Below are 26,999 nucleotides of genomic sequence, written 5' to 3'. Positions count from 1 at the left end.
TCAGTAACCGAGAAAATTGGGCGCGCGCCGCTCCATGAATGCCCGCGCCGCCTCGCTCGCATCATGCGAAAACAAGCTGATCTGCGCATTGGCAGCCGCCTCCTGCGCCATGCTCTCCTCCAGCGCGATGGCCCCCGCCGCGTTCAGATTACGTTTCATCGCCGCAAAGGCCGCCGTCGGCCCGCCCGCCAGCTTCGCCGCCAAAGCCGCGCACTCGGTCTCAAGCGCCTCATCCTCGACCAGCCGATTGACCAGCCTGCTCGCCAGCGCTTCATCCCCCAACATCGGCTCGTCCAGCAGGAACATCTCCCGCGCCCGCGCCGCGCCCAGCAGCCGGGTGAGCAGATAGCTCCCCCCCGGATCGCCGCACCGCCCAGCGCTGGCAAAGGCCAGCTTGAACTTCACCGTCCGCGAAGCGATCCGCAGATCACACGCCGCCGCCATCACCAGCCCGCTCCCAGCCACCGGCCCGCGCAAACAGGCGATGGTCGGCTTCGGCATCCGATGGAGCAGCAGCGGAATCTCGCCATGAATGCTCATCCGCGCAGCCGCCTCATCGGCCCGCATCGGCTCGGCCCGCGACGCCTTGTCATCCCCCGACAGATCATAGCCCGCACAAAAACCGCGCCCCGCCCCCGCCAGCACAACACAGCGCACCGCGGGATCAACAGACCACCCACGCAGCGTCAACGCGATCTCATCCAGCATCGCCTCCGTCACTGCGTTCAACCGATCCGGCCGGTTCAGCGTCAGCGTGGCCACGCCGCCCTCAACTTGCGTCACTATACTCATGAGTGCGACTTCACCTTGTCCATGCCCGCAACGATGAACTCGCCGGTCTGGCCATAGGCCGACGCATGACCCAGCTGGTGAATATCGAAACAGCTTTGCAGCGCCGTGCTTTGCCCCATGATGTCCAACGTCTGGTTCACCGCGCGCTTTGCCATGGCCAGCGCATGCGGATGCATCTGCGCAATCTCACGCGCCAGCGCCAGCGCCTCGGCATCCAGCTCCGCGCGCGGCACGACCCGGTTCACCATGCCCCGCCGCTCCGCCTCATGCGCGTCGATCGGCTTGGCGGTGAACAACATCTCCTTCGCCTTGCGCGGTCCCAGCTCCCATGTGTGGCCATGATATTCGACCCCGCCGATGCCCATCAGCACCACCGGATCGGAAAAGCGCGCATCATCAGCCGCGATGATCAGGTCGCACGGCCATGCCAGCAACAGCCCGCCCGCAATGCAGGCCCCCTGAACCGCCGCGATCGACGGCTTCGGAATATCGCGCCAACGCTTGGAATAGCCGAGATAATGCTTCGCCTCCCATTCATGGATGCCGAGCAGCCCACGCTCCGGGATCGTCTCGCGAATGCGGTTGAACGACCCGTCACGAATGGCCTCCGCGCTCACATCATGCCCGGCGGAAAAATGCTTGCCCTCCGCGCGCAGCAGGATGACCCGCACGGACTCATCCGCCGCCGCCTTTTCCCATGCCTCGTTCAACTGCTGCAAAAAAACTTCGTTCTGCGCGTTCGCCCGGTCGGCGCGATCCAGCGTGATTGTCGCGACCCGTTCCTCGACCGCGTAACGGATATATTCTACCATCTGCCTTACTCCTGGACCGCTGGTTGCGCGCGATCGGCGCTGCGGGCATCCGCTACCAGCGCCCTTCCGCACTACCGGAAGCGCGCTGCCGCCAAATTGACATCCTACGCTTCAGGATGGCCAAGCAGGAAGGCGCGAACAAGATGGAATTGGCATGAATCTCGAACTCAGCGAACAGCAGGCGATGATGCAGGAAGCGGCCCTGCGCTTCTTCGATCGGGAAGAGGTAGTGCAAGCCGCACGCGCGTCGAAGGGCGCAGTCGATGCCAGCCTCTGGAGCGAGGCTGCGCAAATGGGTTTCATCACCATGCGCGCGCCAGAAGATCGCGGCGGCCTCAGCATGGGCCTCTTGGAAGCAGCGCTAATCTGCGAGGCGGCAGGCCGGGGCGCAGCGCCTCTCCCGATCGCGGACGGCATCGCCGCCTGCGCACTTCTGGGCCAGCTTGAAGGCGAAGCCGCCGCCGCACTGCTCGAACAAGCAACGTCCAACCCCATCAGCCTCGACGCGCAGGACGGCTGCATCCAGCTAAGCTGGGAATCCGACGCCATTCACGCCCTCCTGCCCACCGGCGAAAGGCGCATCATCGCCAGCGGCAACGCGGCAAGGCAGTCCTTCGAAGCCGCCCTCACCGAACGAACCCTGCTGCGCTCAGCATGGCTCGTCGGCGCAGGCACCCGCGCCATCGAAATGGCCGCCGCCTACGCCACCGACCGCAAGCAGTTCGACCAGCCGATCGGCGCATTTCAGGGCGTGGCCTTCCCCCTCGCCGACTCCATCACCGACATGGAGGGCGGCCGCCTGCTGCTATGGCGCACCATCTGGGATGTAGCGCAGCAACAGTCCGAAGCAGGCGCGCTCGCCGCCCTGACCAGCTGGTGGACCGCCACCACCGCCCGCGCCGCCGTACGCCGGGCGTTACGCACCTTCGGCGGCTACGGCCTCTCCGACGAATATGACATCCACCTCTATTTCCTCGCGATCGACCGAGTGGCCTTGGCGGAGGGCGACCCCGAAGACCGGCTGGTCGATGCAGGCGGCCGGCTCTGGGCCGGCGCAACAACTGCGCTACCCGATGCAGGCGGTCCCGGCATCGAAATGGGCTTCACCCCAGCCGAAGAAGCCTTCGCGGCACAAGTACGCGCCTTCCTCGAAACCGCAGTCACCCCCGAACTGCGCGCCGAAGCCGCCACATCCACCGACGGCCACCTTCCAGACCTCCACCGCCAGCTAGCCGCCGCTGGCCTCGCCTATCCCGATTGGCCCCGCGAATGGGGCGGACAAGACCGCAGCCCCATGGAAGTAACCGCGCTCGGCCGCGTGTTCGAGGAATATGGCCTCTCCCGCATTCCCATAGGCTGCACCAACATGGGCGCGCGCATGACGATGAAGTTCGGCTCGCCTGAACTAAAGGCCGAAGTCCTCCCGCGCCTCGCCGATGGCTCCGCCCTCGCCTGTCTCGGCTTCACCGAGCCAGCATCAGGATCGGACATGTACGCCGCCCGCACCCGCGCCGTGCGCGATGGCGATGACTGGATCATCACCGGACAGAAGATGTTCACGACCGGCGCCCATATCTCCGATTATATACTGATGCTCGCCCGCACCGATCCCGACGCGCCCAAGCATAAGGGCATCACCCTCTTCTTCTTCCCCATGAACCTGCCGGGCGTCACGATCCAGCCGGTCGACACGCTCCCGGATGAACGCACCAACATCACCTTCTACGACGATGTGCGCGTGCCCGACCGCTATCGCCTCGGCGACATCAATGGCGGGCTTAAGGTCATGGCCGCCGCCATGGAAATCGAACATGGCGGCGAAGGCTATCATATCTATCACCACAGCCTGATGCGCGCCGCCCTCGATTGGGCCAGCAGCAGCGACGCGTCGGGCAAGAGCCCGATCCACAAGCCAGCCGTCCGCGCCCGCCTTGCCCGCGCGCGCGCGCATCTGGAGATTGCCGACCTGCTCTGCCGCCGCGTCACCTGGGCGATCGAAGCGGGCCGGATGACCCGCGCCATCGGCCCCATGGCCAAGATGTTCACCACCGAAATCTACATGGCAGATGCCGCCGATCTCGCCGCCCTCGCCGCGCCCGGCACGCTCACCCACCAAACGCCCGCCTTGGCGAAGATCGAGGAATCCTACCGCCAGTCCATCGGCCAGACCATCTATGGCGGCACCAGCGAAGTGCATCGCACCATCATCGCCCAGCATCATCTCGGCCTGCCGCGCGCCTGACCTGCGGGCTTCCATATGCGCGGAAAGTTGCGCGCCCGCATTGATCCTGACCGTGATCCGATGATCTTGGCTCCCATGACCTAAGCCGTTTTCAAGGACGGCGGTTCCATGGGAGACAAGCTGATGACGAACCCGGCACCGCTGACCATGTCGGACGCGCTCCCAGCGGCCGACCCCGATGTGCTCGCAGCATCAGCACCGCTCAAGGCGCAACGCCGCACGGCGATGCTGCTGATGCTCGCCTTCATCTACAGCCTCAACTATCTCGACCGCCAGATCGTCGTCATCCTTCAGGAACCGATCAAGGCCGACTTCCAGCTCGCCGACTGGGAACTCGGGCTGCTGACCGGCGGAGCGTTCGGCATTTTCTACACCTTGATGGGCATTCCCATCGCCCAGCTGATCGACCGGGGCGTCAATCGCGTACGGCTGATCGCGGTCTTCACCGCCAGCTGGAGCGTCATGACGGCCCTGTGCGGCCTCACCCGCAGCTTCGGAGCCTTCTTCACAGCACGCATGGGCGTCGGACTTGCCGAGGCAGGCTTCGCCCCCGCCGCCCACTCCCTGATCTCAGACCTCTACCCCCCGCGCGAGCGACCCGCTGCGGCAGGCATCTTCGCCATCGGCGTGCCCGTCGGCATCATGGCCGGCCTGTCCATAGGCGGCATCGTCGCGCAGGCGACCGACTGGCGCACGGCCCTTCTGCTGGCGGGCGCCCCCGGCATCCTGATCGCGATCCTCTTCCCCCTCATCGCCCGCGAGCCACTTCGCGGCGGAACCGAAGACCCCTCCGATCAACCGGCCGAAGCGCCCGCGACACTCAATTTCTTTCAAAGCCTGCGTGTCCTCTCACAACGGCGCGCCTTCCTGCACATCGTCGCCGGGACCGCGATCATGGCCTTCGCCCAAACCGGCATTTCGACCTGGCTGCCCTCCTTCCTCATCCGCAACCATGGCATGAGCCTGGCGCATGTCGGCGTCGGCCTTGGCCTGCTGACCGGCATATATGGAGCTATCGGCACCTGGGCAGGCGGCTGGCAAGGCACGCGGCTTGCCAAGTCGGGCCTCCATATGGCGCTCTGGCTGCCGATCGCGGGCATGCTCCTCTGCATCCCGCTGGACATCATCGCACTCAGCATGGCGGATGGGCAGGCCGTTCTCCTCGTCCTCATCCCCAGCTACATCGTCGGCTCCTTCTGGACCGCGCCCTCGATCGCCCTCACCCAAAGCCTCGCGCCCGTATCGATGCGCGCGCGGGCAAGCGCCATGAACATCGTCGCGGCGAACCTGATCGGCGTATCGATGGGGCCTCTTGTGGCAGGCGTGCTGAGCGACGCCTTCGCCTATCTGCGTGGCGGCGACGCGGCGCTCGGCCTGCGGGACGCGATGATCTGCCTCACCGCCTTCTTCCTGTGGGCAGCCTGGCACTGGACCATGGCGATGCGCGCCCTCAAGCAAGAAAGTACAACGACCGTACGAATTGATTGCACAACGCAACGGTTATAAAATACAGGTGAACCGAAACACCGGACGAATATCGGAGAGAGGATAAGCCATGGCTACCGGAAACGCGAAGAGGCAGGTCACGCACAATATGGGCGCAATGGATACGCGCCCCGTAAAGCCTCTGGAATTTGACGGCCCCCTGCCGCAACCGACCAAGGACATGGACCAGATCCGCGCCGATCTTGACCGCGCGGGCTACGCCATCGCGGCCGAGGTCGTGACCAAGGACAAGGCGCGCGAAATGCGCGACTTCCTCGCCGCCGAAATCGCCCGCGAAGAAGCGATCGATGAAGAGCGCGTCCGCCGCTTCTACACCGATAATGACGACCTTAATCGCCGCATGTCGGGATGCCATCTGATGAACCGGGAACGCTTCTTCCGCGACATCCTCGAACATGAACTGCCGCTTCAGCTCACCCGCGAACTGCTCGGGCCGCAGACGCTGGACGAATCCTATCTGGTGCACAGCTATGGCGCGAACGTCACCCGCCCCGGCAGCGCTCAACAGGGCATCCACCGCGACCGCAGCGGCGCGATGCCGCTGTCGGCAGGCGCCGCGCAGACCCGCTTCATCTGGTGCCTTGATGATTTCGTCGAAGCCAATGGCGCGACCCGCATGGTCCCCGGCAGCCATCGCGACACGGAGCCGCAATCCTGGGCCGTGCAATATGAATCCGTGCCCGCCGAAGCACCCGCCGGATCGGTGCTCATCTATACCGACCTGCTGCTGCACGGCACGGGCGCGAACACGTCAACGGACCTTGAACGCGCTGGCGTGATCATCGGATATTGCCCGCCCTGGTGGAAGCCCATGATCAACTTCCCGATGACGATCGATCCTGAAGTGATGAAGGGATCGACCAAAATCCTGCGCCAGATCCTTGGCTACAGCTCGGTCTCCGTCGGCTTCGACGAACCCTGGACCTATGCTCCCGACGCGGTGAAGGACCTGATCGTCACGCCCGAGATGGAATGGTGAGGTAAGAATGCGGGCCTGCCGACACCAATCCGGCCAGGCCCGCTTCTCCGCTTTCAGCCCCTCTGCACATCAACGGCTTCACCTTCGGCCGATGAGCTGCCGTGCGCCTTTTCCGGATAGGCGGCAAAGCTGCGCCTATGGGTGAACCCTATTCCATATTGGGAATAAATCTTCGCCGTACAGCAGAACCAACGAGAGCGACCCGGCGCATGACATCGCAGACATTCGATTTGATCATTCGCGGCGGCTTGGTGATCGACGGCACCGGCCTGCCCCGCCGCCGGATCGATGTCGGCATAAGGGACGGCCATATCACCGCCCTTGGGCTCCTCGCAGAAGCGACGGCGGAGCAGGAAATCGACGCCAGCGGCATGATCGTCGCACCTGGCATAGTAGATCCGCACACCCATTATGATCCGCAGATCACCTTCGATCCCTACGCCACCATGTCCTGCTTCCACGGCGTCACCACAGTGCTCGCGGGCAATTGCGGCTTCTCGGCGGCGCCCGTGCGCAAGGATGACCGGGAATTCCTGACCGACATCTTCGCCAGCGTAGAGGATATGAACCCCATCGCCCTGTCCGGCGTACCGTGGGACAATTTCGAAACCTTCCCCGAGTATCTGGCGTCCCTGAAAGGCAGTCTGGGCGTCAATTTCGCCTGCTATGTCGGCCATTCCAATATCCGCCGCTGGGTCATGGGCGAGGGCGCCTACGACCGCGACGCAACGGCCGAAGAGATCGCCGCCATGCAGGCGATCGTGGATGAAGCGGTCAAGGCGGGCGCCGCTGGCCTCTCCTCTTCGGCCGCCCCCACGCATCTCGATATCAAGGGCCGACCCGTCCCCTCTCGCCGCGCCAGCCAAGACGAACTTCTGGCGCTCAGCGCCGCCGCCGGACGGACGCGGCCGGGCACCATCTGCTACCTGCCCGCCAGCGCCATCGGCGGCATGACGCAGGAGGATTATGACCTTCTGCTCCAGATCGGCGAGGCATCGGGCCTCCCCGTGATCATTCAGGGCATCGGCGGGGCGAGCAAGGTCGATGTGCCAACCGCCAGCTGGGACAGGGCGTCCCGCTTCCTCGACGATGCAACCGCGCGCGGTACGCCTGTCTATTCGCTGCTGATGAGCCGCCCGTTCGACCGCACCGTCGAAATCGGCCCCAACAATGTCCACTATAAGGCCTGCTTCGCCTTCAACGACCTGTTGAACCTGCCCGACGCGGAAAGGCGCGCCGCACTGCGCGACACGATATGGCGCGACCGGGTCCGCAACTCAGTCGAAGACTGCAACCGCGACCCATCAAAGGGCACCACGCTCCCCCCGCCGCAATGGCCCGACGTCTATGTGGTGCAAGTCGCCGAGGAACGGAACCGCCCCCTCGAAGGCAAGTCGATCGGCGCGCTGGCGCAGGATTGGGGCGTCGCGCCGATGGACGCGATGCTAGACCTCGCCTTGGACGAGGATCTGCGCACCACCTTCCGCTGGCGCACCGAAAGCCCCGAATGGGCGGCGGCGGTCGATGTGGCACAGGGGCATCCCAACATGATCGTCGGCGTGTCGGACGGCGGCGCACATCTGCACAAGGATGATGGCGCGGACTGGAGTTCCTATTTCCTGCGCTCCTGGGTGCTCCAGCGCAAACGCTGGACGCTGGAGGAAGGCATCCGCCAGATAACGCAAGTCCCGGCCGCGATGCTCGGTTTCGCCGATCGCGGCACGCTGCGCGTCGGCGGCTGGGCCGACATCATGATCTTCGACCCCGAAACCATCGGCCCGTGGCGCAAGGAATTCGTGCACGACCTGCCCGGCGGCATCGGCCGTTGGAAGGCGCTGGGCACCGGGGTCAAGGCGACCATCGTCAACGGCCAGCCGATCGTCATCAATGGACAGCTGACCGGCGCCCTGCCGGGCCATGTCGTGGCGCCGGGCGCCCCGCTGGCCGCTGCCTGAATCATCGGAAGGAAATCGTCATGATCGAAGTCATCAAGTTGACCGGCGCGATCGGCGCGGAAATAAGGGGCGTCGACCTTTCCACCGATCTTTCGCCCGAAACCGTCGCCGCGATCAACGAAGCGCTCTATGACAATTATGTCGTCTTCTTCCGCAATCAAAAGCCCTTGTCGGAGGAAGAACATATGCGCGCCGGGCGTCATTTCGGCACGCTCGACCTCTCGGAAATTCAGCCTGATCCCGCTGCCCGGCGCGAAGTGCTGTGGATGGAAAGCAATTCAGCAAAAGGCGCGGGCGCTGAATATCTCCACCGCGACCGCACCTATCTCGAAGCGCCACCCATGGGGTCGCTGCTCCAATGCATGGTGAAGCCCGACGTCGGCGGCGACACCTGCTGGATCAGCTCGGTCGCCGCCTATGAAGCGCTGTCCCAGCCGATCAGGGACCTGATCGACGGCCTCAGCGCCCTTCATTCCATCCAGCCGCTCGCCGCCCGCAGCCAATCGATGCGCGACATGCTGGGGGACAAGGTGCACAGCTTTTCCACCGCCATCCACCCGCTGGTGGAAGTGCACCCTGTCAGCGGACGCAAGGCACTCAACATCAACGCCAACTGGACGACGCAGATCATGGGCGTGTCGCAAGAGGAAAGCCGCATGCTGCTCGACTTCCTGCTCAATCATGTGAAGCGGCCGGAATTTCAGGTCCGCTTCTCCTGGAATGTTGGCGACATCGCCTTTTGGGACAATCGCACGACCCAGCATTGCGCGATCGCGGATTACAACAGCCGCCGCGTCATGAAGCGCGTCGCGCTCGTAGGCCATCCGCCCAAAGGTCCGCATGATCCCGTAACTGCCTCAGCGCACTGACAACCGTCGCATATTCACGGGCAGCACTTCATATTTGCGGATTGGATGACCTCCGCGCTTGCGAATCCGATGCATCTGCGCCATCCCTCCCTGAATAATTGCATTCGGCCATGAAGTTTTTGCGACGCGGACCGGCTGCCTGCCAATGTGAGGAGAGAATGATGGCGCCGACGGAGGAACGCCCGGCCCGCGCGGCTTATGCACTCTATATCTTGCTGCTGCTGCTCGCGATCAATTCGTTGAGCTACGCGGATCGCCACGTCTTCTCCGTCCTTATTCCCGCGATCAAATCGGAATTCGGCGCGTCCGATTCGCTCCTCGGCCTCGTCGGCGGACCCGGCTTCGTCGCCAGTTACGTGTTGTTCAGCATGCCGCTCGCGCGTTTCGCAGACCGTTGGTCGCGACGCGGAGTCCTCACCCTGTCCGCGACCTTGTGGAGCGCGGCAACGGCAGCATGTGGCGCGGCTGGCAATATATTACAGATGAGCATCGCTCGCCTGATGGTCGGCATCGGCGAAGCGGGCGGCCTGCCGCCTGCGCAATCCCTCCTCGCCAGCCTTTATGACGAGCGTCGCCGGTCTAGCGCCATGGGCGTCCTTTCCGCCTCCACCTATATCGGCGTCGTGCTCGGCCTGACCGGCGGCGCAGCCGTGGCCGCGATGTGGGGCTGGCGCTGGGCCTTTTTCGCGCTCGCCATTCCCGGCTTCCCCCTGGCGCTGCTGCTCTGGCTTACCGGCCCTCGCCGCAGCAAGGCTATGCAGGTTACCCGCGATGGGCCGTCCGAAAGCCTGTGGCGCGCCATCCGCCGCTGTTGGTCGATCCCGTCCTTGCGCCTGCTTGGCCTGGGCGTCGGCACCTTCAACATATTCGGCTATGCCGCCGCCATCTGGACGCCCGCCTTCTTCATGCGCTCCCATGGCATGACCCTTGTTGAGGCAGGCACTTGGCTCGGCATCGGCGCGGCGATCGGCGGCATCACGGGCAGCTTGCTCAGCGGCGTCATCGTGGACCGCCTGCGCGTCCGTGGCGAAGCTTGGCAACTGCGCGTGCCCGCCATCGCCTTCCTCCTCGCCTTCCCGGTCTTCATCGTCATGTTCACCCTGCCGGGCGGAACGGCGGTGCAGATCGGCGGCTTGCGCGTCCCTGGCGTCGCGTTGCTTTCCATCCTTACCGGCATGATGGCGGCCATGTGGGCAGGCCCCTCCTTCGGCGCCGCCGCCCGCCTCGTCCTGCCGCATCAACGGGCGCAGGCAACGGCTATGCTGGTCGTCATCATCAACGTGATCGGCAGCGCATTTGGCCCGGTGATAGGCGGGGTCGTCAGCGACTTGCTGGCTGACCGGTTCGGCGCTGAATCCCTCCGCGTCAGCCTCTTCTTGCTTTCGGTACTGACAATTTTCGGCGGGCTGCTTTTCTGGCGGGCTTCGGTTCATTATCCCCACGATCTGACCCGCGTCGGCGGCCCTGATGAAGCCCCCTCGCCGCTCGGCCAAGGGAAGCTGAAAGAATCGACGCTCTGATCGCAGAGACAGGAGAAGAGAGCATGAAAACGCACGCAATCGTGACCGGCGCCGCCGGCATATTGGGCCAGGCTGTGACCCAGGCGCTAAGCCAGGCAGGCTATAAGGTAACGGGCATCGACCGCGCCGACAGCGCAGGCCCCGCGACGCAGGGCACCTATCTGGGCGGCATCGACCTCGCCGATCCCGGCGCAACGGCAACTGCGGTCAATCAGGCGATCAACGCCAACGGCCCGGTCGCAGCGCTCGTCAATGTCGCAGGCACCTTCCGCTGGGAAACCGTCGCGGATGGCGATGTCGCGACCTGGGCGACGATGTTCGACATCAACCTGCGCACCGCCGTCAACGCCGTCCGCGCTGCCCTCCCCTCCCTGCGCGAAGGCGGCGGCGCGATCGTCAGCATCGGCGCGGCCTCCGCGATCAAGGCTGGGGCAGGCATGGGCGCCTATGCCGCCAGCAAGGCGGGCATCGCAAAGCTCACCGAAGCGCTGGCCGAGGAAGAGAAGGACAATGGCGTTCGCGTCAACGCCGTCCAGCCCTCCATCATCGACACACCCGCCAACCGCGCGGACATGAGCGACGCGGACTTCAGCCGCTGGGTGTCCCCCGCGCAGGTCGCCAGCGTCATCGCCTTCCTCCTGTCGAACGGCGCGGCCGCCGTGACGGGCGCCTGCATCCCCGTGACGGGCCGCTGCTGATGCGCGCAGCAGTCTTTCGCGGAGCAGGCCAGCCGCTCGCCATCGAAACCGTCGCCGATCCGGTTCCAGCCGCCGACCAGGTCATCCTGGAAGTCGCCAATGCCGGGATTTGCGGGTCAGACCTCCACATGGCGGAAAGCGCCCATACGCCCTCGGGCCTCATATTGGGGCATGAGTTCGCCGGGACCATCGCCGCCCTCGGCCGCGACGTGAAAGGCCCGTGGAAAGTCGGCGACCGCGTGACCGCCCTGCCGTTGAACGCCTGCCATCACTGCCCCGCCTGCGATGCCGATCTGCCCGCGCTCTGCCCGACCAACCTGTTCACCGGCACCAACCTCCTCGCGCAGGGAGCCTATGCCCAGCTCGTGACGGCCCGCGCCGACATGGTCCAGCGCCTGCCCGAAGGCGTCACCCTTGAGGAAGGCGCGCTGGTCGAGCCGCTCGCCGTCGGCCACCATATCGTGTCCCTGGCCCACATGCCCAAGGATGCAGCCGTTCTGGTGCTCGGCGCTGGCCCCATCGGCATTGCGGTCGCCCTGTTCGCCCGCCACGCCGGTGCCCGCCATGTGGTGGTGAGCGAGCGCTCTCCCGAACGCCGCGCGCTGGCGCAGCAAGTCGGCGCCACTGCCGTCATCGATCCGCAGGCGCAGGACGTCGCCGCCGCCTTCGCTCAGGCAACCGGCGAAAATGCGCCCCGGATCATCTTCGAATGCATCGGCGTTCCCGGCATCTTCAACCAGGCGATGCAGCTGGCCGCCGTCCGCGCGCAGATCATCGTCGCGGGCGTGGTGTTGCACGACGAAACGATCACCCCCGTCATCGCCCTCGGCAAGGAACTGACGATCCGCTACAGCCAGGCCTACAACGAACGGGATTTCGAGGCAGTGATCCACGCCATCGCCACCGGCACGATCAAGCCAAAGCCCATCCACACCTCCACCGTCAGCCTGGATGAACTGCCCGCCGCCTTTGAGGCGCTGCGCAGCCAGCCGCGCGAATGCAAGGTGCTGATCCGCCCCTGAACCGTCATCCTTGCATGTTAAAATCGCCCGCCAGCTACGCAAGAAGTTGACATTATAGCCCGGAAGGGCACAGTTCGCGTGAATATTGCGGGAGGGGATTAGCGCAGCGGCCTGATGGCGGCAGCGCTCCCCGTCCGCTTTGGAACCCGGATCGGAATGGGGCTATAATGAGCAATTGGGACAAGGAAGTCGACATTCTGGTGGTGGGGTCGGGCGCGGGCGGCCTGCTCGCGGGCCTCGTCGGCGCGCACAACCGCGCAGACGTGCTGATCGTTGAAAAGGCCGACCTGTGGGGCGGCACATCGGCCACATCGGGCGGCGGCATCTGGATTCCGGGCAGCGATGTCGCCAGGGCGGCGGGCTTTGAAGATAATCTCGACAACGCCTTCACCTATCTGCGCGGCCTTTCGGCGGACAATGTCCCGGACGAAAATATCCGCGCCTTCGTCGATAATGCCGCGCCCATGCTGCGCTGGGTCATGGCGAACACGCCGGTCCAGTACATGGCCTTCCCCTATCCCGATTATCATGCGGAAAATCCCGGCGGGTCGGCGCAGGGCTATCGCACCCATCTACCCATGCCGATCGACGGCAAACCGCTCGGCAAGGAAATCCGCACCCTGCGCTTCGCCTCGCCTGCGGCCAGCCTGTTCGGCTATCTCAACTGGCATTTCAGCGAAACGAGCGAACTGCTCTACCGCACCAAGGGCTGGATAAAGAACCTCGTAGTCAACATGTCGCGCTACTGGCTCGACCTTCCCTTCCGCCTGACTTCGCGCAAGGATCGCCGCCTGACGCTCGGCAATGCGCTGACCGGCGGCCTGCGCATGGCGCTCGATAAGGCGGGCGTCCCCGTCTGGCTCAACACCCCGCTCAGCGAACTCATCCGCGAAGGTGGCCGCGTCACCGGCGCGGTGGTCGAAAAGGATGGCAAGCCTTACCGCATCGGCGTGCGCAAGGGCGTGGTCCTCGCCGCTGGCGGTTTCGACAAGAATCAGGCGATGCGCGACGCCAATTCACCCCTCTATCCGACCTCGCGCTATTCGGGTGGCGTGACCAGCAACACCGGCGACGCGATCCGCGCAGGCGAAGCTGTCGGCGCGAACATGCTGAACCTGCAATCGGCCTGGGCCGCCCCGGTCTTCTACGTGCCCGGCGAGGATCGGGGACGGCTCTGCACCGTCGAGCGCGCGCTCCCCGGCTGCCTCATGGTCAACCAGAGCGGCAAGCGCTACCTCAACGAAGCCGCCTCCTACCATATTGTCGGCCAGCAAATGGCACGGCGGGAAGCGGAACATAATGACGCCAGCCCCAGCTGGATGATCTTCGACCACACCTATCGCCATAAATTCCCGATGGGTCCGCTCTACCCGCTCATGCCGACGTTCATCCATAACAAGGGCGTACGCAGCATCCTGAAGCAAGGCCGCTCGATCGAGGAACTGGCAGGCAAGATCGGCATCAATCCTGCGGCCCTTTCGGCCACCATCGCCCAGTTCAACACCCATGCGGCCAAGGGCGAAGACCCCGAATTCCACCGTGGCGAAGCGGCCTATGACAAAATGTATGGCGACTTCCGCCACGGCCCCAATCCCTGCCTGCGCCCACTCGACAAAGGCCCCTTCTACGCCATGCCCATCTATCCCGGCGACATCGGCACCAATGGCGGCCTGCTCACCAATGCCAAGGCGCAGGTTCTGGACGACGCAGGCGCGCCGATCACCGGCCTGTACGCGGTCGGCAACAACGCCGCCTCAGCCATGGGCGAAAGCTATCCCGGCGCAGGCGTCACCATCGGCCCCGCCATGACCTTCGCCTATGTCGCGGCTCGCGACATGACGGGCGGCAACGCCTGATCCTGACAAGCTGGAGAAATGGCGTGCACGGCTGACCGGAAACGGCAGCTGGTGCGCCATTTTTTCAGCGGGGAGGTTAAGGCTGGAGCATAATCATGTTCTAGTGGTCGTCACCCCGGACTTGATCCGGGGTCCCGCTTCTTATCTGACGCTGCCGAGGCAGCGGGACCCCGGGTCAAACCCGGGGTGACGGAAAAGCAGCCTTAATGACGATGCTTCCGTGTAAGAAGATCACGCACCGCCCATCGCCCGAGCCACATCCGTAACCACACGCCGCCATTCGATCCGCACCAGATCATCGCCAATCGCGGCCTCCAGGAACAACCGGTCGCCCTCAAACGCATAATGGCGCGGCTGGTCTGATCCGATCCAGTCCGGATACCATGCGCCATCGACATGGTGCGTGACGATCCCCGCTTCCGCATCGATCGAAAAGCGGCCGAAATAGCCGCTATAGCCGCGCATCGACTCCCCAAGCGCCGCGTCGCTCACCTGATAGACGCTGGGCTCGCCGAACCTCTGCCGGTTTGCCTGCATCAGGTGACAGCTCATATGTCCGTCGGCGCTGTACATGATCTGGCCGACGGCATCGGTGCCGAACGGATGATCCCGCGCGCCATCGGCATGAAAAGTCGTCCACAGAACCAGCTGCCACCCGCCAACAAAGGCGGCAAAGGCCTCTTGCGCGCTCATGTCCGTGCGGGTGAGCCGCTCGGGCAATCCGTTCACAGCCATTTCTCATCCTCTCCCCGGTTCATTCTGCCGATGCCGAATGATGCCTCCCGCGCCCGACATGTCCACAAAGAAAAAGGGCCGGGTTTCCCCGGCCCTCCCTGATCATTCTCCGCCGAAGCGATATTTCAGGCGCAGCCCGTACATGCGGGGTTCGCCATAAAGGCTCGTTTGATACAACAACCCACCCTGCTGATACACATTGCTGTTGCTGATCCGATAGAGCTTGTTGGTCGCGTTGGTGACGAACAGGCCGACATCGAACCCGCTGCCCGCAACGCCGTTCCAGTCGAGCGACATGTTGAGCAGGCCGAACGGTTCCAGATAAGCGCCCGGCTGTAGCGCGGGCACGTTGCCGGGATCGGTATACTGACGCGAGCTGTGCGAATAGTTCGCGAAGAAGTTCAACTCACCCATGTCGTCGCCCATCGGCACCGTAGCATTGGCATGAATGCTCCAGATATAAGGCGAGACATATTGGAAGGGCAGGCAGCTCAGGTCCACCGTGCCGCCCGGCGCCACGACGCCGTTACAGCCGAAACCGCCGGTGGGCGTGGTGAACTCGTAATTTTTGTACTTCGCGTCGGTGTGGCTGAAGTTGCCGCCGATCTCGAGACCCTTGAACGGCTGCATCGAAGCTTCGACTTCGACGCCCTTGATCCGCGCATCGGCATTACGGACAACCGCGCCGCCAGCAGCCGACGCCGGATTATAGTCCGCTCCCGCCCGCTGAATGTCCTTATAGTCCAGCAAATAGGCGCTGCTGTTCAGGCGGAATGGAACATCGGCAATCCGGAAGTCGGCTTTAAAGCCAGCTTCATAGGATGTGACCGTTTCCGGCTGGAAGGTGCGGGTAGTGGTGAACACGGCCTGCTGGTTGAAGCCGCCTGCCTTGTACCCACGGCTCACCTTGCCGAACAGCAGCACGTCGCGCATCACCTTGTAATCAAGGCCGATCAGCCAGGTCGAAGCCTTGCTGTTCAGTTCCGCGGTGTAGGTGCAATCCGCAAGCGCAGTACCGATCGGCACGATGGCGCTGGTCGATCCACATTTTGCGGTCGTCCCGCCGATCTGCGGCAAGAAGGAAGTGGAGAAACCACGGATCTTGTCCCAGGTGTGACGATAGCCGCCGGTCAGGCGCAGGCTCTCCAGAGCAGGTGACACCGCCCCGAAATCAAACGTTGCCTGAGCGTAAAGCGCCTTGGACGTCTGGGTCGTGCCGTAGGTGCTGTAGTTCGCAGGGCACACGGCAATGCCCGGAGTGCCGACATTTGTCCCGGTGAACGCCGCCGGGCAATAAACGATCGCGGCGCCAACCTGCTTGCCGCTTGGGCGCTGGTCATAATAGAACCCGCCGACTGTGTAGGTCAGATGCTTGTCCAGCGCGGAACCCTGCAACTGTAGTTCTTCCGTGAACTGCTTCAGGTCGTCGCGCGGGAAGCCCGGATCGGATGCGTTGAAATAGGTGAGCGGCGTGTTGTCGCCGGGCAAAACCACTTGGCCCGGTGCAGGCAGGCGATTGGGATCGACGTCGTGCTGCTGCAGGATCGTGCCGTCGCTGTCATAGGCATAATCCAGCTTCAACTTCTGGAAGCTGACGATATTGCGCAACGTCAGTTCGTCACTCAACTCGATGTCGGTCGTGTTGGAAACGCCCCAGGTCTTGGTGCGCGAAAAGATATCAATGCCCAGCGCGGTCTGACGCGGCCCCAGTGCGTTCGCCTGTGCCGACGCGGCGCGGTAGACATCGCACGATGCAATAGCGCCAGGAATGGTCACGCCTTCATAGCAAAGGTTAAGCGCAGACAGACCGGCGATATTGAAGCCCTTGTGGATAAAGCCCGCGCCGTTGTTCTTGGAGTTCGAGCCATAGATCATCGTGTAGTTTTCGATGGTCTCGGTGGGCTTGAAGGTGATGCCGATGCGACCGGAATACCAATGTTCGTTGTCGCGATCCTTGTTCCACACGACATCGCGCGTAAAGCCGTCGCGATCATGAAACGCACCCACGACGCGGACCAGCAGCTTGTCCTCGATCACCGGGACATTGACCGCGCCTTCGACGTAACGGCGGTCATAATTGCCAATCTCGCCCTTGATCCAGCCGCCAAACTCGTTCGTCGGCTTCTTGGGCACCAGCAGCACCGCGCCGCCGGTCGTGTTACGGCCGAACAACGTACCCTGCGGGCCGGACAGGACCTGCAAATTCTCCAGGTCCACGAAGTTGCCGGGTCCGCCTTGTTGGCTGAGCGTGATGCCAGCGGGCAGCGGCACTTCGTTCATATAAACGACGACGCCCGGCGATGCCTGGAACGTCGCGCCCTGGCCGCGAATGGTGAAGGACTGCGACTCGCGCGACCCTTGTCCGTTGGGGCCAACGACCAGCGACGGAACGCTCGCCTGAAGGTCCTGCTCCTTGGCAATGCCCTGCTGCTCCAGCCGGTCGGCAGACAGCGCGGTGATCGCGATCGGAACGTCCTGATTGCGTTCCTCGCGGCGGTTAGCGGTCACGACGATGTCGGTCAGGCCGATATTCTCGTCCGTGCCCTGCGGCTGTGCTTCGGTCTGGGCCAGGGCCGCCGGCACAAACATTGTAACGGCAACACCAGCCATCATGCTGGTGGCAAGCAGCGGCAACCGCCGCCGCGCGCGGATAACAGACGACATTCACACTCTCCTATGCATATGATGCAGGGCTGGCGGCGTTCTCACCGCAACCCCGATCCTCTCCACTGTGTTTTTTTGGTTAAGCTGATCGGCGCCACAGGGCCGAAACAGCCCCGCCCCCGCCGACATGGCGATGGTTCAGGCTGGCGCGTCGATGTTCGAAATGGATGGTGCCGCGGCGTCTTCGTATGCGTTCATCTCACGATGTCATGCAGGCCGCACTCTAACTCCCCTTTTTAAGGCCCGTGCCCCACCCCCGTTCACCGGGTGTTGTGTAAGCACTCACTTTCACAGGCCTATTAACACGACATGTTGTGAAATCAATATCTCAACCGCTGTCAATTCTGCATTTCATTCATTATTTTGAACACAACATCCCAATCTTCCGTCCACGGAAAAGCAGATCAAACTGCCTCTCATGTGGTAATTTCCCTACGCCAGGACAGACCGTTAACGCGCGAAGGCTTGCGTCGGGTAATCGGACAGCTTTACCCTGACCGGATAGCATAAAGGAGAGTGAACATGCCGCGCTGGGTGCACCGGCCCGAAGGGTCGAATTGGGGCGATTTCGGTGAGGATGATCAGATCGGCCGGATGAACCTGATCACGCCCGAACGCCGCCGCGCCGCCATGGCGGAAGTCGTCGAAGGCATCGCCTTCACGCTCAGCCTGCCGCTCAACGTCCCAACCATTCCCCTCGCGCCTTTTCGTCGCCCTCCGCTGCTCAGCGCAGCCTGCGATGAGGAGGGCGAAATGTACAACCGCCTCGACCCCAATGGCGAAGAATCCACCTGCGATGACCGGGTCCTGCTCTACACCCAGCATTCGACGCAGTGGGACGCGCTGTCACATCGCGGTCGCGCCTTCGATGCGGACGGCGACGGCGTGGCGGAGCTGGTCTATTATAACGGCTTCCGCGCTGGCGATCATATCAGCGGCCCCGGCGGCCCGGCTGGCGAGACCTGCGCCCGCGCGCTCGGCATAGAGACATTGGCGATGGCGGGCGTGCAGGGTCGCGGCGTCATGGTGAACCTGAAAGCCGCCTATGGCACGGAGTACCGGCCCATCTCCCGCGACGATCTGCTGCGCGCGATGGATGCACAGGGCGTGGAGGTGCGTACAGGCGACTTCCTGCTCCTCTATACCGGCGTCGACCGGATGGTTCTCGACCGGGAAGCGAGCGGCAAGGATACGCCGCTGGCCATGGCGGGGTGCGCGCTGGACGGCCGTGACGAAAGCCTGCTCCAATGGATCGTCGATAGCGGCATCACCGCCATCTGCTCCGACAATATCGCGATCGAGGCGCTCGACCTCATCCTTTCGCCTGAACCACCCCCCATCCGCCTGCCCATCCACGACCTATGTCTTTTCCGGCAGGGAATTTTCCTGGGCGAGCTTTGGTATCTGGAGCAACTGGCCGCATGGCTGCATGAACGAAAGCGCCATGCTTTCCTGCTCACCGCGCCGCCCCTCCGCCTGCCGGGCAGTGTTGGTTCACCCGTGACGCCGATCGCGACCGTATGAGGGCTAACCGGAACCGCGTCAGTTCTTCTTTGCGGCGCTATCCTCGTTCAACATTGCGCCTGCGCCGTTCAGGAACAGGCTCGTCACGGTTTCGGCATTGGCCTTGATCTGTGCCGGGGTCATGGCCTTTGTATTATAGATCACGCGATACTGCCACCGCCGCAGCAGCAGGGCGACATACAAATCGGCCAGCGTTTCAGCACGCGGCTTGCTGAAACCATGCTCCCTTAAAATCTGCTGCAACGGATCAAGCTGGAACCGCTCGAACTGACGGCGCGACACGTCCTCCAGTTGAGGAAAGCTGATGCTTTCGCGATAGATGATGCGGGCCAGCCTGACCTGCCGGTCATGGTTTATCCGGGTGCTTACATGCAGCGCGTAGCGCATCAGCTGCTCACGCAGCGTGCCCTTGCAATCCCCCGGGAAGTGATGACGGATGGCCGACATTTCCAGACAGGCTTCGAACAACGCGACCTTGTCGGTATAGCGATTATACACCGTCCGAGTGGATACGCCCGCGCGCTCGGCGATCGAGCGCACCGAGGCACCATGGAAACCATGGTTCGAAAATTCCTCCAGCGCCGCTTCCAGCATTGCCTCTTGTTTCAGCTCAGCCTCGCGCGCATTGGGCCTGCCTACCCGCCGCGTTGCACCCTCAACCCTTTTTTCCGCCTCGCTGCTGATCATCGACTGGCCTCGTCCCCCCTTGGCCTGACACCATGAACCCGCACGAACGCCGTGCAGCTCTAACGCTCGGCTATAGGATATATTGACCGGTCCAGATAGTGGCGGAACGCGCAAGAATGCTTCCGACAGCGGATCCCGGGCGGGGACCCGATCAGGGCACAAGTTGGAGGCCGCTTAGCGCGCCTTCATGCCACGACCGTTGGCACGGGCGGCATGTCCGGCACATTATGGGCGTAACCCATTTCCTCATATCGTTCCGCGATCCTCCACCCCTTGTCGGTGCGGATCAGCTTGTCACGATACCAGAGGCCGATAAAGAACACCTGCTCCGCGCCATCTTCGCCCTTATAGACCATGGGATTGAAAAGAACGGTCCGGCTGCGCGCCGTGTCCCCGTCCAGTTCCAGCTTGGTCGTTGCCACCATATGCTGGAATAGCGGGAATCGCTCCATGGCCACGGGCAACCATGCCTTGATCTGAGCGACACTGCCCTTCGCGCCGCCGGTTTCGCTGTAATCAATCACTGCGTCGGGCGTGAAGACGTCGTCCAGCCCATCCCAGTTCCGCTCATCAATGGCATAGCTATAGCGCGACAGAAGATCCTGAATCTCCAGCCGATCCGATATTTCCTGAAGCGAAAGCATCAGACATCCTCCTTCTGATTTTATAAACCGAAACAGGCCCGTCGGGTTCGCGCTTGTCAAGTTTTTCCGTGTATGAGCCTTGAATTGCGTAGCAAACTGACGCAAGCATCAACCAACAAAATGACAGGTTAAGGAGAGGTAGCATGCGTCTGGAAGGCAAGACGGCGATCGTGACCGGCGCGGCTTCGGGAATCGGTCTGTCGGTGGCAAAGCGGCTGGCGGCCGACGGCGCCAAGGTGATCATCGGCGATCGCAACGCGCAGGGTGTAGAGGAGACGGCACAGGCCATCGGTTCGGCGGCTACCGCCCTCGCGCTCGACGTCGCGGATGAAGCATCCTGCCAGGCCATAGTTGATCGCGCGGTCGCGCTTCATGGCGGGCTCGACATCCTCTGCAACATCGCTGGCGTGCTGGATTTCGGCCGCTTCGAAGATGTTGATCGCACCCGGTGGGACCGCGTCATCTCGGTCAACCTGACGGGCGTCTATCAGATGTGCCGCGCCGCTATGCCTCACCTGGTTGAGCGCCGCGGCAATATCGTCAACATGGCGTCCGCTGCTGGCCTTGTCGGCGTGCCTTATAATTCGGCCTACACTGCGTCCAAGCATGGCGTGGTTGGGCTGACCCGCGCGCTGGCGCTGGAATTTTCGAAGGAAGGCGTACGCGTGAACGCCGTCTGCCCGGGCGGCGTGGACACGCCGATGCTGCATCAAACTCCGCCGGAAAATATCGACTGGCAGATGGTCATGCGTTCGGCCTCCTGGCTCGACAGCGGCGCGATGGCGACCACCGACGACATCGCCGACACCGTCGCCTTCCTTGCGTCGGCCGAGGCCAAGCGCATCACTGGTGTCGCCTTCCCCGTCGACGGCGGCCAGACAGCAGGCTGATCCTATCCAACCCCAAGCTTTTTGAAGAAGAGTGACGACCATGGCGACCCAGCCCGACCAGATCCAGACCCAGCCCCTCGAACGGGAGGCGCTGCTGCAACAGGCGCGTGAAAGGGCAGGGCTCGCCGACTTCGGGGACGAATGGTTCTTCGAACCGATGGATCACTTCATCGAAGCATCGAACCGCGAAGGACGCCTGACCCCGGCCGGGCGCGCTTCGACAACGGAAGTGATCGTCAAGGGCCTGGTCAGCCGCCTGCGCATGGTGGAGGACATCAAGCGCCACCCTGAAATCCTTGACGAACAGGTAGATGTCGCGGGCATCATCCTGGGCCTGCCGCGCACCGGCAGCACCATCTTCCAGCGCCTGCTCGCCAGCGCGCCGGGCATGACGGGCCTGCGCTGGTACGAGGCGCAGAATTTCGCGCCCTTCCCCGGCGAAGAACGCGGCAATCCGGTGGACCGCCGCGCCTATGCGCAGGCGATGATCGACGGCTGGCTCCAGCTTTCACCCGAACTGGCGTCCATCCATCCGCTCGAACCCGACGCGCCGGACGAAGAAATCCTGGTCCTTGGCCAGATGTTCGTCAGCACGATGATCGAGGGCATGAATTATGTGCCCAGCTTCACCCGCTGGCTGAACACTTACGACCAGTCCAAGGGGCATGAGGACCTCAAGACCGTCCTCAAATATCTCCAATGGCAGGACCCTTCGCGCAAGGGCCGCAAGTGGATATTGAAGAGCCCCTCGAACCTCCCCTATGCCGAGGTCGCGGCCAAGGCTTTCCCGAACGCGCTGCTCATCATGACGCATCGCGACCCGTTGCAGACCGTCCCCTCATACGTCTCCATGCAGGCCGCGCTCTACAAGCTCAGCGCCACCCTCACCGACGCGGAAGTCGGTGCCTTCTGGTTCCCGCGCCTTGTCGAATGGATGCGCATGTTCGAAGCGGCGCGTGAACGGATCGGCGAGGACCGCTTCATCGACATCGACTATCGCGAGGTCGGCAAGGAACCGATGGCGCAGGCCGAGCGCGTCCTTGCCCGCATGGGCATCCCCGTCGATGCGCAGCTGGAGGAGGTGCTCGCCGAATTCCTCGCCGGCAACAAGCGCGAGCAGCGCCCGATGCACGACTATTCGCTCGAACGCTTCGGTCTGGACGAAGAAGCAATCAAGCGCGAATTTGCCGCCTATCGCGAACGCTACATCTCCTGACGATGGAAGTCCGGCCCGGCATATTGCGCACGCCCGATGCGTGTTTCGATGCGTTGCCGGGCTATGATTTCGCGCCTCATTATGTGGAGGTAAAGGACGCACGGCTCGGGCCGCTGCGCATGCATTATGTGGACGAAGGGGAAGTCAGCGCGCCCGTCGTCCTGATGCTGCATGGCAATCCGACCTGGAGCTACCTCTACCGCCACATGATCGGCCCGGTCGCGGCGGCGGGTTACCGTGTCATCGCTCCCGACATGATCGGCTTCGGCAAGTCCGATAAGCCCGCCAGCCGCGCGGATTACGGCTTCGACCGCTTCGTCCAGTGGATGCGAGCCTTTGTAGAGGCGCTCGACCTCAGCGGCATCACCCTCGTCTGCCAGGATTGGGGCGGCCCCATTGGACTGCGCGTTCTGTCCGAATGTCCCGACCGCTTCAGCGCTGTCCTTGCCACCAACACGCTCCTCCAGAATTGCGACCCGCCGCCGCTCGGTGTTCCCGGCTGGCCGAGCGAACAGATCGCCGCCTGGGTCGAAACCTGCCGCACCAGCGAAGACCTACCGCTCGACCTGCTTGTCGGCCGTGCCTGCGCCACCGACGTTCCGGCGCGAGTCCTCGCCGCCTATGCCGCGCCTTTCCCCGACGCCACCTACAAAAAGGGCATGCTCCAGATCACCTGCGGCATCCCGATCGCCGAAGGTGCCGAAGGGCTGGAGGCAAACCGCGCCGCCTGGCGCTTCCTCGAAAGCTGGGACAAGCCTTTCCTCACCGCCTTTAGCGATCAGGACCCGGCCACCATTGCCTGGGAAGAGGTCTTCCAACACCGCATCCCCGGCGCAAAAGGCCAGCCGCACACCCGCATCCCCAATGGCGGCCATTTCGTCCAGGAGGATCAGGGCACAGCGCTGGCGCAGGTGCTGATCGAATTTCTAAAGGCCAATCACTAAGTCCGTTCGCTTCGAGCGACGTCGAGAAGCCGCCGCACATCGTGTCTCGACTTCGCTCGACACGAACGGAGTTCGCTCAATGAAACCCCTGCCGAAACGCGCGCGGCGTCAGGCCCGTAGCCCGCCGAAACGCCGCGCTGAACGCGCTCGCCGTCGCAAAGCCCAACGCCTGTGCGATCCGGTTCATCGGCAGCAGCCCGCCCCGGATCATGTCCTGCGCCCGTTCCATCCGGATCGCGGCGGCATGGTCGGACAGCCCCGTTCCCGTCGTCGCGGCGAAGGATCGCGACAGGTGCGACCGGCTGATCCCGCACAGGCTCGCAAGCGCCTGCGTCGTCGGCCATTCCCCATCGCTTGACCGCAGTGCTTCCTCAATCCGGGCAAGCTGCCAGGGCGCAAGGCCACCCTGCGTCGCGTCCGGCTGCCGCGTCCGCCGGAACAGCCGCGCCAGTTCCACCATCGCCAGCTGCACCAGCGCCTCGACCGCCATCTCCGCGCCAAAGCCCGGCGTCACTGTCTCCTGCTTCAGCCGCTCCGCCAGCGCCATCAGCACAGGTGAGTTGATCGACGCGCACCGGCTCAACCGCCGCGAGTCCCAGTCTGACAATCCCGTTACAGCGGCAAAACGCACCGGATCGAACCGACAGGTCAATATATCCAGCATCCCGCCATCACCCCGCGAATGCATCGCGATGCCACCCGGCCGCAGCATCAGGCGGCCAACCTTGTGCCGCCGCCGATCGCCCAGATCGAACATGATCTCGCCCTGCGTCCCTTCGGCGCGGGGCATGACGATCGAGAGGATCGGCGCTTCGTCCAGTTCCCACATCTCATTGGGCCGGGGCAGCTCATAACGGCGAAGTTCGACACGCGCAGCACTGCTGACGGCAGAGGCCAGCACCGTCCACGGCCCGCCATGGCCGCTCGGCGTAGCTTTGGCATCGGTCAAAAGCTGCTGCGTCATAACCACAACGATAATCTCATGCGACCGAGAGAACAAGCACTGGCTATGCGCAGAAAAAACTGCCATCTACAACGCAACAAAGCAAAAGATGGAGAGTGTTTCATGAGCAGAACCATAGTCGTAACCGGCGCTGCATCGGGAATCGGCGCCGCCACCCGCGACAGGCTGGAACGTGGCGGCCATCGCGTCATTGGCGTCGATCTGCGCAATTCCGATATCGATGCCGATCTGGGCACCGTCGAAGGCCGGGCCAGCATGATCGATCAGGTGACGCGCCTTGCGCCCGATGGCGTCGATGCCGTGCTCGCGGGCGCGGGCATCTCACGTCAGGATATGGACCGCGAAACCATCGCCATCAATTATTTCGGCGCGGTCGCAACGCTGGAAGGACTACGACCCCTGCTGGCGAAATCCGCCCGGCCCCGCGCCGTCGCCATCTGCTCCACCGCCGCCATGTTGCCATCGAACAGCAAAGTGATCGAACTCTGCCTCGCCGATAAGGAACAGGCCGCGCTTGACGCCATCGCCGCCGACGGGGGCAACGCCTATGCCACGTCGAAAAACGCCTTGTCCCACTGGATGCGCCGTGCAGCGGTAAGACCTGAATGGGGCGGCGCGGGCATCCTGCTGAACGGCATCGGGCCGGGCGTCGTAAAGACGCCGATGACGACGCCGCTGCTCGATCAACCGGAAATGGTCAAGCTGATCAACCAGAGCAATCCGATCGCGATCAAGGATTATGCGGGACCCGAAGACATTGCCGAACTGCTCGATTTCCTGCTCAACATGGAAAATAACTATCTTCTCGGCCAATTGATCTTCATCGACGGCGGCAGCGACGCAATATTGCGGCCTCAGCAAGTCTGACGCCAAAGGGGCGGCGGCCCACGATAAACAGAAACTAGGCCAAGGAAAGGAAGAGCGATGTCGGCTCTGCAAGGCAAGGTTGCCCTGATAACCGGGGCGGGACAGGGCATCGGGCAGGGCATCGCCCTCGCCCTCGCCAGTGAAGGCGTCGACCTGCTCCTCGCCGGACGGACGTTTGAGAAGGTGCAGGAAACCGCGCAGCTTGCGCAAGAACGCGGCGTACGCGCCGTCGCCGTCGCCTGCAACGTGAAGGACGCGGACGATCTCGCCACCGCCGTGGACAGGGCGGTCACCGATCTGGGCGGCGTCGACATCCTGATCAACAATGCGCAGGAAGTGCCGCTTGGCCTGCTCGATGAAGTGACGGACGAGGCTTTCCTCGCCGGATTTGAATCCGGGCCACTCGCCTCCTTCCGCCTGATGAAGCTGGTGCGTCCCCATATGGCGTCGCGCGGCGGCGGCACCATTTTCAACTTCGCCTCGTCCGCTGGCATCCGCTGGGACATGACCGGCTATGGCTGTTACGGCGCGGTGAAGCAGGCGACCCGCGTCCTGACGCGCGCGGGTGCGGCGGAATGGGGGCGCCAGAATATCCGCGTCCTCACCATCGCGCCGCATGCTGAATCGCCGGGCCTCAAATGGTGGATCGAAAATAATCCCGAAGAGGCAAAGGCCTTCTTCCGCACCATCCCGCTCGACCGCATCGGTCGGCTGGAGGAAGATATCGGTCGGGCCATCGTCGCCCTGTGCGGATCGGACCTGTCCTATCTGACTGGCGCCACCATTCCGCTAGACGGCGGACAGGCCAATTTCGACTGACCTGAAAGATTGATGGAGAGATCTGAATGGAAAAGCTGATCTATGCTCTTTGGGCGCCGGAGGGCGTAAGCCGCGCCGATTATGCGGAACAATTGAAGGCCACACTTCCCGCCGCACTCAAGGAAGCGGGCGCCAGTGCGATCCGCCTCAATGTCCGCGACGCAACCGTGGAACCCGCCGCGCCACTCCTGCAGACATGGCAACAGCCGCAGCAGGACGCGCTTGTGCAATTCTGGCTGCCCACCTCCAATGCCCATTTCCATGGCCCCATCGATAGCATAATGGCCGAACATAGCGGCCGGTTCGCGGCATGGCTGGTTGCGGAATCCACCATCATCCCCAACCGGGATCATGTGCCGCAGGCAGGCGCGCGCACCTGGGGCTGGTCGCAGGCCAGCTTCATCTCCTTCCGTTCCGACATGAGCTGGGACGATGCCGTCGCGCACTGGCACAGTCACCACACCCGCGTCGCCATCGATACGCAGGCGAATTTCGAATATGTCCAGAATATCATCGTCCGCCCGCTAACGTCTGACGCGCCCGATTATGATGCCTTTGTCGAGGAATGCTTCTCGCCGGAAGCAATGACCGTTTCCCCCGCCTTCTTCGACGCGGTGGGCGATGAGGAAAAATTCGCGCGCAATACAAAGGACATGGCGGAAAGTTGCGCGGGCTTCATCGACTTTTCGCGCATCGACATCATCCCGACGAGCCAGTTCGACTTCGCGCATCTGGACGGCAGGTGAAATCTTCGGGGGGCCATCTGAAAGACGAACAGTGGCCAGCCGGAGTTG

The 26,999-nt window shown here is 63.4% G+C and carries 23 protein-coding genes; 16 read left to right on the top strand and 7 right to left on the bottom strand.

What is annotated here, in order from left to right; all coding sequences use genetic code 11:
• Both ACZ5TH_RS14545 and ACZ5TH_RS14540 read right to left on the bottom strand, forming a co-directional pair.
• The gene (locus ACZ5TH_RS14545; protein WP_464795672.1) at positions 1 to 792 is read right to left on the bottom strand and encodes an enoyl-CoA hydratase-related protein; all 792 of its coding nucleotides are present in this window, start codon (positions 790 to 792) and stop codon (positions 1 to 3) included.
• The gene (locus ACZ5TH_RS14540; RefSeq protein ID WP_464795671.1) at positions 789 to 1,604 is read right to left on the bottom strand and encodes an enoyl-CoA hydratase; all 816 of its coding nucleotides are present in this window, start codon (positions 1,602 to 1,604) and stop codon (positions 789 to 791) included. Before ACZ5TH_RS14540 ends, ACZ5TH_RS14545 begins: the two co-directional genes overlap by 4 nt.
• Positions 1,605 to 1,758: 154 nt before the next feature.
• Here ACZ5TH_RS14540 and ACZ5TH_RS14535 point away from each other — a divergent pair, with 154 nt between their 5' ends.
• The 9 genes from ACZ5TH_RS14535 to ACZ5TH_RS14495 all read left to right on the top strand — a co-directional run bounded on the left by ACZ5TH_RS14535 (position 1,759) and on the right by ACZ5TH_RS14495 (position 14,251).
• A complete protein-coding gene (locus ACZ5TH_RS14535; RefSeq protein ID WP_464795670.1) occupies positions 1,759 to 3,846 on the top strand; it encodes an acyl-CoA dehydrogenase family protein in 2,088 nt (695 codons plus the stop codon).
• Positions 3,847 to 3,954: 108 nt separating this feature from the next.
• Positions 3,955 to 5,352: a spinster family MFS transporter gene (locus ACZ5TH_RS14530; protein ID WP_464795669.1), complete on the top strand. Its 1,398-nt coding sequence runs from the start codon at positions 3,955 to 3,957 to the stop codon at positions 5,350 to 5,352.
• 49 nt (positions 5,353 to 5,401) lie between these two features.
• Positions 5,402 to 6,331: a phytanoyl-CoA dioxygenase family protein gene (locus tag ACZ5TH_RS14525; RefSeq protein WP_464795668.1), complete on the top strand. Its 930-nt coding sequence runs from the start codon at positions 5,402 to 5,404 to the stop codon at positions 6,329 to 6,331.
• Positions 6,332 to 6,540: 209 nt separating this feature from the next.
• Entirely contained in the window at positions 6,541 to 8,286 is a 1,746-nt protein-coding gene (locus ACZ5TH_RS14520) for an N-acyl-D-amino-acid deacylase family protein (protein ID WP_464795667.1), read from the top strand.
• Between the two features lie 20 nt (positions 8,287 to 8,306).
• Entirely contained in the window at positions 8,307 to 9,155 is an 849-nt protein-coding gene (locus ACZ5TH_RS14515) for a TauD/TfdA dioxygenase family protein (protein ID WP_464795666.1), read from the top strand.
• 161 nt (positions 9,156 to 9,316) lie between these two features.
• Entirely contained in the window at positions 9,317 to 10,675 is a 1,359-nt protein-coding gene (locus ACZ5TH_RS14510) for a spinster family MFS transporter (RefSeq protein ID WP_464795665.1), read from the top strand.
• A 23-nt stretch (positions 10,676 to 10,698) separates the two neighbouring features.
• Positions 10,699 to 11,373, top strand: coding sequence for an SDR family NAD(P)-dependent oxidoreductase (locus ACZ5TH_RS14505; protein WP_464795664.1), 675 nt, complete (start codon positions 10,699 to 10,701; stop codon positions 11,371 to 11,373).
• Positions 11,373 to 12,395, top strand: a complete 1,023-nt coding sequence (locus ACZ5TH_RS14500) for a zinc-dependent alcohol dehydrogenase (RefSeq protein WP_464795663.1) — start codon at positions 11,373 to 11,375, stop codon at positions 12,393 to 12,395. Before ACZ5TH_RS14505 ends, ACZ5TH_RS14500 begins: the two co-directional genes overlap by 1 nt.
• 167 nt (positions 12,396 to 12,562) lie before the next feature.
• On the top strand, positions 12,563 to 14,251 hold the full coding sequence (locus tag ACZ5TH_RS14495) for an FAD-binding protein (protein ID WP_464795662.1): 1,689 nt from the start codon (positions 12,563 to 12,565) through the stop codon (positions 14,249 to 14,251).
• A gap of 231 nt (positions 14,252 to 14,482) precedes the next feature.
• Here the strand turns inward: ACZ5TH_RS14495 and ACZ5TH_RS14490 are convergent, their stop codons facing one another.
• Both ACZ5TH_RS14490 and ACZ5TH_RS14485 read right to left on the bottom strand, forming a co-directional pair.
• A complete protein-coding gene (locus tag ACZ5TH_RS14490) occupies positions 14,483 to 14,986 on the bottom strand; it encodes a lipocalin-like domain-containing protein (protein WP_464795661.1) in 504 nt (167 codons plus the stop codon).
• A 102-nt stretch (positions 14,987 to 15,088) separates the two neighbouring features.
• Entirely contained in the window at positions 15,089 to 17,650 is a 2,562-nt protein-coding gene (locus ACZ5TH_RS14485; protein WP_464795660.1) for a TonB-dependent receptor, read from the bottom strand.
• A 522-nt stretch (positions 17,651 to 18,172) separates the two neighbouring features.
• On the opposite strand from ACZ5TH_RS14485, the gene ACZ5TH_RS14480 reads away from it, so the two are divergent.
• Entirely contained in the window at positions 18,173 to 19,174 is a 1,002-nt protein-coding gene (locus tag ACZ5TH_RS14480; protein ID WP_464795659.1) for a cyclase family protein, read from the top strand.
• An 18-nt stretch (positions 19,175 to 19,192) separates the two neighbouring features.
• Here ACZ5TH_RS14480 and ACZ5TH_RS14475 read toward each other — a convergent pair whose 3' ends face one another.
• Positions 19,193 to 19,861: a TetR/AcrR family transcriptional regulator gene (locus ACZ5TH_RS14475; protein WP_460988485.1), complete on the bottom strand. Its 669-nt coding sequence runs from the start codon at positions 19,859 to 19,861 to the stop codon at positions 19,193 to 19,195.
• A 185-nt stretch (positions 19,862 to 20,046) separates the two neighbouring features.
• Positions 20,047 to 20,505: a nuclear transport factor 2 family protein gene (locus tag ACZ5TH_RS14470; RefSeq protein WP_449469716.1), complete on the bottom strand. Its 459-nt coding sequence runs from the start codon at positions 20,503 to 20,505 to the stop codon at positions 20,047 to 20,049.
• Positions 20,506 to 20,648: 143 nt separating this feature from the next.
• Here ACZ5TH_RS14470 and ACZ5TH_RS14465 point away from each other — a divergent pair, with 143 nt between their 5' ends.
• The 3 genes from ACZ5TH_RS14465 to ACZ5TH_RS14455 are packed head-to-tail and all read left to right on the top strand — an operon-like array spanning position 20,649 to position 23,555.
• The gene (locus ACZ5TH_RS14465) at positions 20,649 to 21,395 is read left to right on the top strand and encodes an SDR family NAD(P)-dependent oxidoreductase (RefSeq protein ID WP_464795658.1); all 747 of its coding nucleotides are present in this window, start codon (positions 20,649 to 20,651) and stop codon (positions 21,393 to 21,395) included.
• Positions 21,396 to 21,435: 40 nt separating this feature from the next.
• The gene (locus tag ACZ5TH_RS14460) at positions 21,436 to 22,611 is read left to right on the top strand and encodes a sulfotransferase family protein (RefSeq protein ID WP_464795657.1); all 1,176 of its coding nucleotides are present in this window, start codon (positions 21,436 to 21,438) and stop codon (positions 22,609 to 22,611) included.
• A gap of 2 nt (positions 22,612 to 22,613) precedes the next feature.
• Positions 22,614 to 23,555, top strand: coding sequence for a haloalkane dehalogenase (locus ACZ5TH_RS14455; protein WP_464795656.1), 942 nt, complete (start codon positions 22,614 to 22,616; stop codon positions 23,553 to 23,555).
• Between the two features lie 76 nt (positions 23,556 to 23,631).
• Here ACZ5TH_RS14455 and ACZ5TH_RS14450 read toward each other — a convergent pair whose 3' ends face one another.
• Positions 23,632 to 24,519: a helix-turn-helix transcriptional regulator gene (locus ACZ5TH_RS14450; RefSeq protein ID WP_464795655.1), complete on the bottom strand. Its 888-nt coding sequence runs from the start codon at positions 24,517 to 24,519 to the stop codon at positions 23,632 to 23,634.
• Positions 24,520 to 24,621: 102 nt separating this feature from the next.
• On the opposite strand from ACZ5TH_RS14450, the gene ACZ5TH_RS14445 reads away from it, so the two are divergent.
• Genes ACZ5TH_RS14445 through hsh3 form a run of 3 tightly spaced genes read left to right on the top strand, consistent with a single transcriptional unit; the run spans position 24,622 to position 26,951 of the window.
• On the top strand, positions 24,622 to 25,386 hold the full coding sequence (locus ACZ5TH_RS14445; protein ID WP_464795654.1) for an SDR family oxidoreductase: 765 nt from the start codon (positions 24,622 to 24,624) through the stop codon (positions 25,384 to 25,386).
• A 57-nt stretch (positions 25,387 to 25,443) separates the two neighbouring features.
• A complete protein-coding gene (locus tag ACZ5TH_RS14440) occupies positions 25,444 to 26,205 on the top strand; it encodes an SDR family NAD(P)-dependent oxidoreductase (protein WP_464795653.1) in 762 nt (253 codons plus the stop codon).
• 26 nt (positions 26,206 to 26,231) lie between these two features.
• Positions 26,232 to 26,951: a 7-beta-hydroxysteroid dehydratase Hsh3 gene (gene hsh3, locus ACZ5TH_RS14435; protein WP_464795652.1), complete on the top strand. Its 720-nt coding sequence runs from the start codon at positions 26,232 to 26,234 to the stop codon at positions 26,949 to 26,951.
• Positions 26,952 to 26,999: the final 48 nt, after the last annotated feature.

This window comes from Sphingobium sp. TomTYG73 (assembly GCF_055394245.1).
The sequence above is the reverse complement of the archived record's forward strand: the minus strand, read 5'-3'. Positions and strand labels throughout refer to the sequence as shown.

Excerpts from the sequence above, each read along its gene's own strand:
- ACZ5TH_RS14545 (WP_464795672.1), bottom strand. The coding sequence starts at position 792 with ATGAGTATAGTGACGCAAGTTGAGGGCGGCGTGGCCACGCTGACGCTG.
- ACZ5TH_RS14540 (WP_464795671.1), bottom strand. The coding sequence starts at position 1,604 with ATGGTAGAATATATCCGTTACGCGGTCGAGGAACGGGTCGCGACAATC.
- ACZ5TH_RS14535 (WP_464795670.1), top strand. The coding sequence starts at position 1,759 with ATGAATCTCGAACTCAGCGAACAGCAGGCGATGATGCAGGAAGCGGCC.
- ACZ5TH_RS14530 (WP_464795669.1), top strand. The coding sequence starts at position 3,955 with ATGGGAGACAAGCTGATGACGAACCCGGCACCGCTGACCATGTCGGAC.
- ACZ5TH_RS14525 (WP_464795668.1), top strand. The coding sequence starts at position 5,402 with ATGGCTACCGGAAACGCGAAGAGGCAGGTCACGCACAATATGGGCGCA.
- ACZ5TH_RS14520 (WP_464795667.1), top strand. The coding sequence starts at position 6,541 with ATGACATCGCAGACATTCGATTTGATCATTCGCGGCGGCTTGGTGATC.
- ACZ5TH_RS14515 (WP_464795666.1), top strand. The coding sequence starts at position 8,307 with ATGATCGAAGTCATCAAGTTGACCGGCGCGATCGGCGCGGAAATAAGG.
- ACZ5TH_RS14510 (WP_464795665.1), top strand. The coding sequence starts at position 9,317 with ATGGCGCCGACGGAGGAACGCCCGGCCCGCGCGGCTTATGCACTCTAT.
- ACZ5TH_RS14505 (WP_464795664.1), top strand. The coding sequence starts at position 10,699 with ATGAAAACGCACGCAATCGTGACCGGCGCCGCCGGCATATTGGGCCAG.
- ACZ5TH_RS14500 (WP_464795663.1), top strand. The coding sequence starts at position 11,373 with ATGCGCGCAGCAGTCTTTCGCGGAGCAGGCCAGCCGCTCGCCATCGAA.
- ACZ5TH_RS14495 (WP_464795662.1), top strand. The coding sequence starts at position 12,563 with ATGAGCAATTGGGACAAGGAAGTCGACATTCTGGTGGTGGGGTCGGGC.
- ACZ5TH_RS14490 (WP_464795661.1), bottom strand. The coding sequence starts at position 14,986 with ATGGCTGTGAACGGATTGCCCGAGCGGCTCACCCGCACGGACATGAGC.
- ACZ5TH_RS14485 (WP_464795660.1), bottom strand. The coding sequence starts at position 17,650 with ATGTCGTCTGTTATCCGCGCGCGGCGGCGGTTGCCGCTGCTTGCCACC.
- ACZ5TH_RS14480 (WP_464795659.1), top strand. The coding sequence starts at position 18,173 with ATGCCGCGCTGGGTGCACCGGCCCGAAGGGTCGAATTGGGGCGATTTC.
- ACZ5TH_RS14475 (WP_460988485.1), bottom strand. The coding sequence starts at position 19,861 with ATGATCAGCAGCGAGGCGGAAAAAAGGGTTGAGGGTGCAACGCGGCGG.
- ACZ5TH_RS14470 (WP_449469716.1), bottom strand. The coding sequence starts at position 20,505 with ATGCTTTCGCTTCAGGAAATATCGGATCGGCTGGAGATTCAGGATCTT.
- ACZ5TH_RS14465 (WP_464795658.1), top strand. The coding sequence starts at position 20,649 with ATGCGTCTGGAAGGCAAGACGGCGATCGTGACCGGCGCGGCTTCGGGA.
- ACZ5TH_RS14460 (WP_464795657.1), top strand. The coding sequence starts at position 21,436 with ATGGCGACCCAGCCCGACCAGATCCAGACCCAGCCCCTCGAACGGGAG.
- ACZ5TH_RS14455 (WP_464795656.1), top strand. The coding sequence starts at position 22,614 with ATGGAAGTCCGGCCCGGCATATTGCGCACGCCCGATGCGTGTTTCGAT.
- ACZ5TH_RS14450 (WP_464795655.1), bottom strand. The coding sequence starts at position 24,519 with ATGACGCAGCAGCTTTTGACCGATGCCAAAGCTACGCCGAGCGGCCAT.
- ACZ5TH_RS14445 (WP_464795654.1), top strand. The coding sequence starts at position 24,622 with ATGAGCAGAACCATAGTCGTAACCGGCGCTGCATCGGGAATCGGCGCC.
- ACZ5TH_RS14440 (WP_464795653.1), top strand. The coding sequence starts at position 25,444 with ATGTCGGCTCTGCAAGGCAAGGTTGCCCTGATAACCGGGGCGGGACAG.
- hsh3 (WP_464795652.1), top strand. The coding sequence starts at position 26,232 with ATGGAAAAGCTGATCTATGCTCTTTGGGCGCCGGAGGGCGTAAGCCGC.